The sequence below is a fragment of the Haladaptatus sp. AB643 genome, assembly GCF_024136975.1.
Lineage (GTDB): Archaea > Halobacteriota > Halobacteria > Halobacteriales > Haladaptataceae > Haladaptatus.
Map to the genome: position 1 here is coordinate 31,179 of NZ_JAMYJW010000015.1, position 12,361 is coordinate 43,539.

Annotated in this window: 11 protein-coding genes; 4 read left to right on the forward strand and 7 right to left on the reverse strand. The window is 55.1% G+C overall.

Annotated elements, in window-relative coordinates:
• Positions 1-44 precede the first annotated feature (44 nt).
• The 3 genes from NKF25_RS21765 to NKF25_RS21775 are packed head-to-tail and all read left to right on the forward strand — an operon-like array spanning position 45 to position 3,187.
• On the forward strand, positions 45-1,217 hold the full coding sequence (locus tag NKF25_RS21765) for a DegT/DnrJ/EryC1/StrS family aminotransferase (protein ID WP_253228736.1): 1,173 nt from the start codon (positions 45-47) through the stop codon (positions 1,215-1,217).
• Entirely contained in the window at positions 1,214-2,212 is a 999-nt protein-coding gene (locus NKF25_RS21770; RefSeq protein ID WP_253228737.1) for an NAD-dependent epimerase/dehydratase family protein, read from the forward strand. Before NKF25_RS21765 ends, NKF25_RS21770 begins: the two co-directional genes overlap by 4 nt.
• A gap of 6 nt (positions 2,213-2,218) precedes the next feature.
• Positions 2,219-3,187 (forward strand): NAD(P)-dependent oxidoreductase, encoded by a 969-nt coding sequence (locus NKF25_RS21775; RefSeq protein ID WP_253228738.1) that lies wholly within the window; start codon positions 2,219-2,221, stop codon positions 3,185-3,187.
• 8 nt (positions 3,188-3,195) lie between these two features.
• On the opposite strand, the gene NKF25_RS21780 is transcribed toward NKF25_RS21775, so the two are convergent.
• The 4 genes from NKF25_RS21780 to NKF25_RS21795 form a co-directional block, all read right to left on the reverse strand.
• On the reverse strand, positions 3,196-4,191 hold the full coding sequence (locus NKF25_RS21780) for a DUF1616 domain-containing protein (protein ID WP_253228739.1): 996 nt from the start codon (positions 4,189-4,191) through the stop codon (positions 3,196-3,198).
• A 135-nt stretch (positions 4,192-4,326) separates the two neighbouring features.
• Complete coding sequence (locus NKF25_RS21785) at positions 4,327-4,863, reverse strand: metal-dependent hydrolase (RefSeq protein WP_253228740.1); 537 nt, start codon at positions 4,861-4,863, stop codon at positions 4,327-4,329.
• A gap of 69 nt (positions 4,864-4,932) precedes the next feature.
• The gene (locus NKF25_RS21790; protein ID WP_253228741.1) at positions 4,933-5,238 is read right to left on the reverse strand and encodes a hypothetical protein; all 306 of its coding nucleotides are present in this window, start codon (positions 5,236-5,238) and stop codon (positions 4,933-4,935) included.
• 280 nt (positions 5,239-5,518) lie between these two features.
• Positions 5,519-6,442, reverse strand: a complete 924-nt coding sequence (locus tag NKF25_RS21795) for an NAD-dependent epimerase/dehydratase family protein (protein WP_253228742.1) — start codon at positions 6,440-6,442, stop codon at positions 5,519-5,521.
• A 224-nt stretch (positions 6,443-6,666) separates the two neighbouring features.
• Between NKF25_RS21795 and NKF25_RS21800 the strand changes: the two genes are divergently transcribed.
• Complete coding sequence (locus tag NKF25_RS21800; RefSeq protein WP_253228743.1) at positions 6,667-7,578, forward strand: hypothetical protein; 912 nt, start codon at positions 6,667-6,669, stop codon at positions 7,576-7,578.
• A gap of 141 nt (positions 7,579-7,719) precedes the next feature.
• Here NKF25_RS21800 and NKF25_RS21805 read toward each other — a convergent pair whose 3' ends face one another.
• From NKF25_RS21805 to NKF25_RS21815, 3 genes are all read right to left on the reverse strand, one after another.
• A complete protein-coding gene (locus NKF25_RS21805; RefSeq protein ID WP_253228744.1) occupies positions 7,720-9,261 on the reverse strand; it encodes a flippase in 1,542 nt (513 codons plus the stop codon).
• 138 nt (positions 9,262-9,399) lie between these two features.
• The gene (locus NKF25_RS21810) at positions 9,400-10,233 is read right to left on the reverse strand and encodes a hypothetical protein (protein WP_253228745.1); all 834 of its coding nucleotides are present in this window, start codon (positions 10,231-10,233) and stop codon (positions 9,400-9,402) included.
• Positions 10,234-10,475: 242 nt separating this feature from the next.
• Positions 10,476-12,266, reverse strand: a complete 1,791-nt coding sequence (locus NKF25_RS21815; protein WP_253228746.1) for an O-antigen ligase family protein — start codon at positions 12,264-12,266, stop codon at positions 10,476-10,478.
• Positions 12,267-12,361: the final 95 nt, after the last annotated feature.

A 12,361-nucleotide genomic window follows, 5' to 3' on the forward strand; every position in this document is an offset into this window, starting at 1 on the left:
CCGCCGCAAGGGTAATGTTACTCCTCGTTGACAACTGACGCAGAATGGGGGGGAAGATTTCGGTTGCGGAGCCAATCCTGGGGGAGAAAGAACGGGAAAACATCGAACAGGTGCTCGAATCCGGTCGGTTTCTACAAGGCCCGTTCGTGGCATCTTTCGAGGAAGCGTGGGCCGACTACGTCGGAACCGACCACGCGGTCGCGATGAACAGCGGGACCGCCGCGATTCAATTGACGCTGAACGCGCTCGGATTGGAACCCGGTGACGAGGTCGTCGTGCCGAGTTTGACGTTCGGTTCCACGGCGACGGCCGTCGTCCACCAAGGCGGGGTGCCCGTGTTTGCCGACATCGAGCGCGACATCTACACGCTGGACCCGGCGGACGTGGAACGCCACATCAGCGACCGAACGCGGGCACTGCTTCCGGTCCACCTGTACGGCCATCCGGCGGAGATGGACGACTTGCTCGAACTCGCCGAGGAGTACGACCTCGCAGTGGTCGAGGACGCCGCGCAGGCACACGGCGCTCGCTACAGAGGGGACGTCGTAGGCAGTATCGGTGACGCTGGCTGTTTCTCGTTCTACGCGACGAAGAACATCACGACCGGCGAGGGTGGGGTCGTCACGACCGACGACGCCGAACTCGCGGAACGGCTTCGTCTGCTGCGAAGTCACGGAATGAAGTCGCGGGACGAACACGAGATGCTCGGCTACAACTATCGGATGAGCGAACTCAACGGCGCGCTCGGCGTCGCACAGGTCGAGCGCCTGCCCGAACTCAACGCTCGACGCACTCGAATTTCGGAGCGCCTGCGCGACGAACTCGCGGACGTCGAATGGCTCCGCCCGGCGACGATTCGGGAATACGTGGACCACGCGTACTTCTGGGCACCGTTCGAGGTGCAGACGGACGAGATCGACATGTCGGGAAAGGAGGTCTGGCGGGAATTGAGGGCGGCGGGCGTCGAAACGCGCCATCGCTACACGAAACCGCTGTACGAACAACCCGTGTTCCGTGAACATCGCGGGTTCAACAGCGAGTTTCCGTGGTCGGAAAACGAACACGAACACGAGTACGACCAGTCGCTTCCGGCCGTCGAAGCGGTCGCCGGGAACGTCATCGGCCTACCGAACCACCCGAACCTGACCGACGACGAAATAGACCGCGTGGTCGAAACCGTCCGGAACTTCCCCGAGGACTACGCGGTGGGACGATGAGCGCGGACGCTCGAAAGCCGGATTCCGAGGGAAATCCGACGGTCAGCATCACGGGTGCGGGTGGCTACGTCGGCAGTCGCGTCGTGACGACGCTTCGGGACCATCATCCCGACTGGGAACTCCGCGCGTTCGACAACTTCTATCGCGGCGAGGTTCATCGAATCGGGGATATCGAGGTGGAGTATCTCGACGTTCGACACCGGGAACGACTCGAATCGGCGTTGGCCGGGTCGGACGTCGTGATCCATCTCGCCGCCGCGAGCGATGTGGACTCGTGCCGGGACGACGCCGAGTTCGCGCTGGAGTCGAACGTTCACGGGACGACCAACGTCGCGTGGTTCTGCCGCAATTCGGGTGCCGGACTGGTGTTCCCGTTCAGCATGGCCGTCCTCGGCGACCCCGAGGAGTTCCCGATAACCGTGGACACGACGCGGCGGCCGATGAACTGGTACGGCGAGACGAAACTGGTCGGGGAACGAACCATCGAATCGCTCGCGGCCGGGTCGTTTCCTGCACACCTCTTCCTCAAAGCCAACGTGTACGGCGAGCACGCGGTGGGGGACCGTCGTATCTCACGCGGGATGGTCGTCGATTTCTTCGTCGGGCGCGCGTTCGCCGACGAACCGCTGACGGTCTACGAACCGGGGACTCAAGCGCGAAACTTCGTCCACGTGATGGACGTGGCGGAAGCGTATCGGCGGAGCGTCGAGCGGTTGTTGACCGCCCTCGAAAACGGGGGAACCGGGGTTTCGAAGTACGAGATAGCGAGCGACGAGGAGTGGACGGTGATGGAACTGGCCGAATTGGTTCGGGAGTCGGTCGCTGACGAGACCGAGAGGGACCCCGACATCGAACTGATCGAGAATCCGCGCGGCGACGAGACGCTCGTCGCGGAGTTCTCGGTGGACATTTCCGCCGCGGAGCGGGAACTGGGATGGGAACCGAGCCATTCGATGCGGGACACCGTTCGAACCCTCGTTCGGCGGGGCGAGTGAAAGCCGATGACCGAGAATTACGAGTCGGCGACGGTTGCGGTCACCGGCGCTGCAGGGTACATCGGGAGTCGGGTGGTCGAAACGCTCCGAACGGCCCATCCGGAATGGGAGGTTCGCGCGCTCACTCATCACGGAGGGAACGGGTACGGCGTCGATACGACCGTCGATGTCCGAGACAGATCACAAGTGGATACGGCCCTCGACGGTGCCGACGTGGTCGTCCACCTCGCGGCGGTAAGCGGCGTGCAAAACTGCGAGGAGAATCCGACGCTCGCCTACGAGGTCAACGTACAGGGGACGAACCACGTCGCGTGGTTCTGCCGACGGCACGAAACGGCGCTCGTCTTTCCGTTCAGTATGGCCGTGCTCGGAACGCCGGAGGAGTTCCCGATAACCGTCGAGTCGCCACGGACACCGATGAACTGGTACGGCAGAACGAAGGTTATCGGGGAGCGTGCCGTCGAGACGTTCGCTCCGGACGCGTTTCCGGCCCACCTCTTCCTGAAATCGAACGTGTACGGTGAACACGTGGTTGACGGAAACCGAATCTCCAAACCGACGGTCATCAATTTCTTCGTGGATCGGGCGATCTCCGGCGACTCGATTCCCGTCTACGAACCCGGAACGCAAGCGCGAGATTACGTTCACGTCCACGACGTCGGGGACGCGTACCGCCGGAGCGTGGAGCGGTTGCTGGCGGAGCGTGCGACGGGACGAACGGGCACGGAAGGATACGAAATCGCGAGTGGAGAACAGATGGGGGTGCACGAAATAGCCGAACTCGTGCAGGAGACGGTCGCGGACGAAACGGGTACTGCCCCCGACATCGAACTGGTCGAGAACCCGCGCGGCAACGAGACGCTCGCCACGGAATTCCCCGTGGATACGTCCACCGCCGAAGCGGAACTGGGATGGAGGCCGACCCGTTCGGTGCGGGACGCCGTCGAATCCCTCGTCCGTCGAAAAACGTCGTAGGAGCGTGATCAACCGGTGACGTTTATCCAGAGATGCGTCCGTCGGTAGGCGTTCTTCGGCGTTGGTGACGCTGGCGGCGCGCCGCGATACAGGAGGAACTGAAGTCGCAATCGCTCGCCGGTCATCGTCGGCGAGATGGAGCGGTTTTCGACGGCCGTTTTCCCGCCCGCGACGGAGACGTGAAACCGGTCGAGTTGCCGTTGGGCGGTGACGCGTGACCCTCCGCGCGCTCCCTCGTTACCGTTCACCCGCTGTAGCAGGACCACGACCGTGTAATTCGTCCGCTCGTACTCGTGGTTCCCGATACCTACTCGGAGCGATTGTGACTCCCCCGCGGTGAAGTTCCGCGGATACGCGTCCGCGACCGTCTCGCCCGTCCCGTTTTTCGTGCCGATGTAGAGTTCGGTGAACCGCTCGTCGGGGCGGGGGGTCGTCGTCGTGTAGACGATTCCTGCCGAAGCGACGACGAGGCTGACGACGAGAACGAGGTTCAACGGTCGCGTCCACGTCCTCCCCGTCGAGACCGTTTCGTAGAACGCTCCGAACGGAACCGAGAACCGCTCGGATTCCGGAACCGACCGGCGACGAATGGCGGCGACGATGGCACAACCGACCGTGAACCCGCCGATGCTCACGAGGGCGGGCACGACGTCCAGTCCCCACGGCGAATAGCTGACGAGGTAGCCGATGAGCGGGACGACGGCCAAACTGGCCGCGATGGACAGGACGAAGCGCTCGACGCCGTCGATTCGCCGTGGGATGATACCGTCGCTCGAATCCTCGTCGCTCCCGGCGGATTCCGGAAACAGGGCCGCAATCACGGCGTATCCCGGCAGGAAAAACAGGAAGCAAAAGCCGATTCCCCACCGGGCGAGCGTCCAGAACCCGCGTCCGGCGAGGACCACGACGGCGGTGAGGAACACGAGCGCCACGACGACCACGAGGTCTGCGGGAACGCGCCGTATTCGCCGTGGAACGAGCAGTCTGAGGTCGGACCTGTCCATTATTGGCTCCGTTCGTATCGAATCGTCACGTCGATTCCGTACCGTGAACGTCGCTCGACGGTTCGTTCCCGGCGACGTTCGTCCGTGGAAGAACGATGTACGATGACGAGGTAACTAAAGATTTGGGTCGTCGGACTACTGCTTACGATGCAGGCTCACAGTGGACGGGAGGAACTGGCTGACGCCGGGTGCGCCGTCCGCCAGCCAAAGGACGGTGGCGGCGACGACGAACGGCAGTTCGAGCACGAAGTCGCTGGACACGCCGCCCGTCGAAAGTGCCACGGGGTGTGACTGCGGGAGCGAGAGTGCGGGCCACAGGAGGAACGAGGCCTGTCCGTACTGACCTGCCAGCACGGGTTGGAGCACGTCGGCGAACGGATGCGAGAGGTAGCCGACGGCGAACGCCGCCCAGAGGTTCCGGGTTTTCGTCCGGCGACAGACCCAGTATGCGACGGCGAGCACCAGACTCGCGGTCACCAGCGAGTGTGCGAGCGACCGCCCGGTCGGGAGGACGCCGAACCACCACGCGAGCGGTTTGTCCACGATGTCAGGAAACTGCGTTCCGACGGCGAGCACGACCACTTCGAGGCCGGTCGGTGGACGGTCCGTCCGCGTCCGTCGAACCCCCGAGTAGGCCAGATACCCCACCGCCAGATGTCCCCATGGCCACATACTGGGTGACTCGGCGGGAAGTCGCTTAACCGCTCTGGGGTGGGTGTGAATCCGGAAAAACGGAGTCGTCTAACAACCTTTCTTGAAGCTGTACATCTTGTAGAGCGTCGTCGCCCGCTGTTCGAGGCTCTGCTTTTTCTGGGACGGCAGGTCGCTCGATTTGATCCGGTCCAGGCTTCGCTCGTAGGTCGATTGAAGTTCGCTACAGGACATCGAATCGAGTTGCGATTGCGAAAGCTGTCCGGTCTGCATGAACGTTCCCGTCTGTGCTCCGTTCGCCGACGGTGCCTGCCCGACGGTCGTTCCGGCCATCCCGGCGACGAGTAGGCCGGTAGCGAGCAGGACGACGAGCGTGTGTTTCAGTGCTGTTTTCATGATATAACGGGAGTCGGAACTCCCTCACGAGGGCGTCACGGAATCCGTACATCAACCCACGCCATCGTTCGTTCGCCGCCATTCCGTTTTCATCGACGTAACGAGGGTTTCGCCCGTCGACGCCGACCGGCCACTTGTCGGAAACGAAACACACGCGAACGTACGGAGAACAACTGCTATGAAGCGTCGAGTACCGGCGTCGAAACGGTGGAAACGCGCCGAAACGTCGCGGCGGTTCCGCCGGTTCAGCATGCGGGTATCGGTATCCAGGTGAGGTAGGCTATCGATACTGCTGGCAGACGGATTTTACCCCTTCGTCGAGAGCGATTTCTGGCTCCCAACCCGTCTCCGCGTGTATTTCGGAGTAGTCCGCCATCGTATCGTGGACGTACACCGAATCCGGAATCGGATTCTCGACGTACTCGGGTTCGATATCGGTTCCGAGCGCCTCGTTAAGCAGTTCGACGAGGTCGTTAAACGAGACCTGCTCGCCGGTTCCGAGGTTGTAGACGCCAGTGAGTTGGTTCTCCGCCGCGAGGACGAGGCCGCGAACGATGTCGTCCACGTGGGTGAAGTCACGCGTCTGCGTCCCGTCGCCGAACAGAACGGGGCGCTCGCCGTCCGCCATGTCGTCGGCGAACTGCGCGATGACGTTCGCGTAGTTCTCCTTGTGTTCTTCCGCACCGCCGTAGCCCTGGTACACCGAAAAGAACCGCATTCCGGCCATGTTCATGTCGTAATGGTTCGCGAAGTACTCGGCGTACTTCTCGCGCGCGAGTTTCGACGCTTCGTAGCCGGTGTTGACGGTCACGTCCATGGTGACGGGTGACGGTTCCGTCCTGTTCCCGTAGATGGACGAGGTGGAGGCGTACACGACCGTGTCACAGCCGTCGTCCCGCGCCTGTTCGACGGTATTGACGAAGCCCTCGACGTTCACCCGCGCGCCTTTCGTCGGGTTCTCCTCGTGCATCTTGTACGAGGAGAGTGCGGCGATGTGGAACACCACGTCTACGTCCGTTGGAAGGTCGTCTTCGAGGACGCTCCGTTCGTGAAATTCGACACCGTCGTCGAGGTTTTCGGGCGTTCCGAGGTAGCCGTCGTCGACGACGACGACGTCGTTCTCTTCAGCGAGGCTGTTTGCGAGGTTCGAGCCGATGAATCCCGCACCACCGGTAACGAGGACGCGTTTATCAGTAAGTTGCATTTGTGGAGCGCTAATTGAGTTCACTCAGAGGCGTTACTTATAATAAACGGATATTGGAGTTCGGAGGCGCGTCATTACTGACATCCTGAAATGCGATCTACGAAACGTTCCCGTCTTTCGTCAATAAATACTACCATGTCTAACCTTGTACTCTTTTTTTAATATGGAAATATTTGTATATTTGGACGTAATAGCTAAGTAGACCCGAAAGATATCTTCTGAGAATGATTGATCGTGTCATTCGGCGCATTAAACGGGGGAACATTCCAGATAGGTATGCAATAGGGAGACAGATCAGTCGCACCTATTATCAATACGAAAACAATAACGAATATAATACGGGGGGCATCGACGTGTTTGCCGAAGACTGGGATAATCTCATTATCCTCGACGCCTGTCGTTACGACTCTTTTAAACCACATGCAAACGATTTGGATGGGGTATTAGAATCCAGGATTTCACGAGGGAGTATGACACGAGAGTGGGTTCGGGCAAATTTTTCCGACCGCGACCTACATGATGTCGTCTATGTAACTGCAAACGGAAATTATGCACATATACGCGATGAGATCAATTCCGAGCTTCATGCGCACAAAGGCGTTTGGCAAAGCGAGTTCCGTGAAGGCGATGAAAACACGATAGCCCGACCTGAGACGCTGACAGAAGTCGCTCTTGAGGCGGCCAACGAATATCCGAATAAGCGACTCCTTATTCACTATGTTCAGCCACACTACCCGTTCATCGGCCCGTTTGGACGTGATCACTTCAACGCTACTGACGAATTGAACGAGATACCCAAAAAATATGGGTTACAAAACGGGCTCGTTCAGCGAGCCTATGAGGAAAACCTAGAGATCGTAGTCGAGGATGTGAAAACCCTACTTCCGGAACTTGAAGGGAAAACTGTGATCTCAGCTGACCACGGCGAATTGCTTGGTGAACGGGTATTCCCGACACCAATTCGAATCTATGGTCATCCTGACGGTGTTTATATGGACGAACTCGTCAAAATCCCGTGGTTCATCGTTCACGGCGACAATCGAAAAGAGATCACCTCAGAACCACCGACAGCGGTCGAAGAATACGATGAATCCGGAATTGAACAGCAGCTACAAGACCTAGGTTACGTGATATAAACAACGATCTCGCGGTCGGTTACGTAGCGGAAACGCGGTCCCACTACATCGGTATTCATGAACGATACCTCATCTCAATTCCGAGTCGTTCATCGGTTTCTCACTACAAACGTCATCGGGGAATTACTCGGTACGAACGGATTATTTTGCGACGCGTCGTGCCAGTTGTTTTGCTCCCGTGAGATTGACACCGAATCGGTTTTCAAAGCCTTCCACAAGCGCCAGTTCTTCCTCCTCAATCCCTCCGAGGACAACTATTAGCAGGAGATAAATGGCACAGAAGAGTACAAATGCACCGATGAGTTGAACGAGCGTGACGTCTCCAAGAAGGATCCAGGAACCGCCATACGCGATTCCAGCTGCTACTAAAGCAGCGATCGTTGTTCGAAACAATGATCGTCCGAAGGGATGGATTCCGATAGTACGATACAGTTGTATGAGATAGAGACTGTTCATCATCAGATAACCAGCGGTAGTTGCGATTGCTGCTCCGAAGTACGAATATTTGGGTATCAGAACGAGATTGAGTGCGACATTCACCATCGCAACCGTGATATTATCGACCATTATCAATTTCGTTTTCCCGATGGAAGTCAACGCGTTTCCAGCTGGACCGGCGACGGCGTGAGCGAGGAATCCGATCGAAAGGAGTGCGAGGGTTAAAGCTCCCGGTGAGTACTCCGCACCGAATGTGTTACGAATCACGACATCCGGATACAGTACGAGAACGAGGAATAACGGAACTGTAGCTAGGAAAACCCATTTGGAGACGACTTGATACATTCTCCTCATCTCGGTGAAATCACCGTTCGAATGCAGTTTTGAAATTATCGGCATGAAAATAAAGCCAAAGGAGGTCAGAACCACGGCAAGCATTGCCGCGATTGGGTACACCGAGTTGTAGATTCCGATGTCTCCCGTCCCGGATGAAAATACTCCCAACATGAATATATCAATATTTGACAAAATCATGTTCATCGTAGCGGTGATCATGATCGGCGCTGAAAAAACGAGTAGCTCCTTGTGCATTCCAACTGGCTTGATATCGGCCAGTAATGGCGTTCGACGATATAGGTAGTATAGACAGAGCATCGCCGCAATACCGTAGGAAAGTGCATACGACCACGCGATACCGACGGCTCCGAGTCCCAGGAGTATCGCTCCAATTATCATCCCGAAACGCGAGACAGGAACGGCGATGTTCTGAAGATACACCTTCGGGAGTGAATCTTCCAGACCGCGCACGCTCCCGATTGTAAGCTTCACGAAGGCCATGAACGGAACGGCGAAGCCAAACGCACGAATGATTGGACTCAGGTTTGAATCGTTAAATACGGTACCTGCTATCGTGCTGGAGAACAGGAAAATCAGACAACCGGCTATGAAAGCGAACGGAAGAACGATCTGAAAGCCGGATAGGAGCACACCGCGTCTGCGTCCGTCATCCTCGAACCGCGGGAGATATCGACCAATGCCTGTATCAGTCCCCGCAAGAGTGAGGACAGTTACCATTGTCATTAGCGTGATTCCGAGCGAAACCCCTCCATAATCGACCTTCCCGAATGTTCGGGCAATGAGGAGCTTCGAACCGAAATTGATACTCAATTGGAGAATCATTCCACCGAAGAGTATCGCTCCGGACGATGCGAGAGTTTGTGAGATCTTTTTGACTTTCTCTGTCATTGTGTGTGGAGGATAAGTGGTTTATATCTGTGGAAGTAGGAATCGGAGTAGTCGGTTCACAGTATTCATCCGATTCTAGATTTTACAGAGGACCTCGTTACGTTTTTCGCTGCATCAAGTATCAATGTTGTTGCGATACTATTTGTATCCCAGCGCCTCTAACCGATCGTCGATCGTATCGTCCGTTACGTCTTGCTGATCTTGATTAATGGGTGGTTCGCTAGTAATCGTTTTGCGGGATTGGAACGGATATTCGAACCACGGTACAGTTACCAAGGATTCGGCAGTTGCAAATTTCGGATGAGCATATCGATGTGGACTTGCCGAAAGTACTCGATATGCCGATTCGTCTAGCAGATTTCCGTGATCGGAGGTTATGACGGTTTTCCCATCGAGCCGTTCGCAAAGATCCTTAATAACCGGAAGAATTGTCTTCAAATTCTCATCGTACGCGCGCTTCAACGTCTCAAGCGATAGTTCCCCGTTTCTCACCTTGAACCAGACTCGTTGACCGGTTTCATCACTCGATTCCTTTCCGAGAGCACGCTCTCGGGCGTGACTGTTTCCGCTTAAGGTACCGATTTCTTCTCGTGCAAACGGCCCGATGAAGGGGTGGTGCGGCTGCATAAAGTGGGAAACAACCCGTTTGTCCGGATACTGATCCGCCATTTCTAGCGTTGCTTCTTGAATACTCTCCGGAAGAACTGTACCATGTTCTTCATTCCAATGCTTCTTCCAAGTCTCTTCTAGTGCATGGAAGGAATCCCCCGCGTCCATGGACACGAACGGATTCCCCGTTATGTATACCGTATCGAGAAACGTTCGTCCCGTATAGTTGTTAGCGATAAATTCGCGTGTTGCGGATCCCGCTGAACGCCGCGAATGTAATTCTCCAGGGAAATCCACCAATCGCTCAAACATGTCATATCGGCAAGCGTCTAGAATAAGGAGATTATCCCAATCTTCGGCCATCACATCGCATCCGAGTACCCTATTTTCTACTCGGCCAATGTGTTGGCGAGCCTTATACAATAGTTTCTCAGGATTATCGATTACTTTTTTTACTTTATTCATGTTTTCCAAGTAAAGGTGCGAAATCGGAATTCAATCACAGATAAACACAGGAGGTGTATAATACTTATGACGGCGTGACGGTATATAATCCCTGTTAATGCGTTGAGTCCTCGTAGAAGACTGATCCTATGGGATCTATTTTATTGCCTCTTTCCTTTCTGATACTCTCCGAAGATCGCGCCTCCTAATATCCAAAAGATGAACGTGATTTTCATATTGTATATCTGGGGGTTCCAAAACCCGAACGCTGCGATACCGACCAGTCCAGCGAGAACGCCGGAGATTAACAATGGGTCGGTTGAGTTCATATTTAGAAGCTTCCAACCGTAATAGCCGATACAGATTAATGCACCCATATACAGACTGAACCCTACCAATCCGGTTTCAGTCAATAACGCAAAATAGGTATTGTGTATGAGTCGAGGATGACTATATCCATTGGGGACCGGAAGTCCATAATCCTCGGCGATATGTACGAAATTAATACCGCCGATTCCGAAGATAGGGTGATCGGCAAACACATCGAAAGCCACACCGTACTGTTGGAATCGAGTTCCTAAGTTTGCAGTCGAAAAGAATGGGATTGAAACTTTCTTTGTGGTGTTGTTTGCAGTTGTGACCGACTCCTCCGGCTTAACCGGCGCTGTTTTACCACCTTCTGACATCGCATTCCTCTCATACGATGATACTTTGCCAATTTTTAACGCCGTCTTCATCTCAGCCGATGCTGATTTACTACCTTTTGATGTTTTCTGCGACGTTACGCCAACTGATTCACCACTAGCCAAATTGTGCGTCGTCGAGTGAGAAGCGATCTCTATCGGTGATGAATTAGAACTCATCGGAGTAGAGAACGAGTTACCAGTCACGTGCGAGGGAATGAGAACGATTAACAAGAGGAGAAGAACTAAACATGCTCCTTTAGTTTTTGTTCTCTTCGGGAGTGAAATCGTCAACACATCTTTAGAACGAAGGTAGAAAAGCAAAGCACCATAACTGAGCGAGGAAAGTATGAGAGCACCTCGTACCGAATCCGCTGCGGAGAATCGGATTACAGAGACTAATAAGACGAGACTGAGGAGGAGAAGGTTGCGCCGTGCACCATCTTCTCTCATCGCCAGGCTCGCGACAATTGGGATGGCTGTTGCACAGAAGATCGAGAGTGTGAACGACATACCCGTAAATCCGGCTACGTATGGTCCTATGCTAAAGCTACCCACCAGTGGGAGTGACATCCAAACGCGTTTGTACGCACCTCCCTCTCCGAGATAAGACAGACCAAAAGAGCCCTGATGAAGTAGTTGGGCGACCCCGACAAACGCCTGGCCGATAACGATGAATATAAAAATAGTCACGAGTTGCTTAATCGTGAGAATATCCTTCCGTATCGCCATTTCAACCAACCATACGACCGCAACGATTTCAACTGCGTATAGGACGAAAAAGCCAGTCGGTATGAATTTCGCTCGAACACCAAAGATTGCTGAAAGTACGGTGGCTACGACAAACCCTCCGAGAAGATATACTGGTACTCCCGGTGAATCGTGATACCAACCAGCTGCTACAGCGAGCAAACAGAGAAATATGAGCGGAAAGTGAACTAACAGAAATCGTCCGACAATGGCGGTTGGATATTTATTTGCAGCTGGCAAAAATGGGATATCCGCATTAAACGTGGCTAGGACGATAAGCGAAATGAAGCCACCAAGTAGCCAAGCGTCTCGTGTTACCACCACGGCTGCAAACACCATGCCGACGATTCCGACTCCGACAAGCAGCGGAAGTGGGAGTGGTATGCCGGAGGATTTAATGACAAACTGGAAAAGTGGCGCACCCAACAAGAGTCCAATAATGAGAGTGCAAGTGAGGAAAATTATTTGAAACCAATCATTGGAAATAGTCGTTTTGTTCCGAGATCCAAGTAGCCCCATATTGTCTCACAGACAAAGCGAGTCTATAAATATATTCCAGGATATCCGAATATGTTCAAAAACAAATCATACTATAAAACCGTGATGGTGAATCA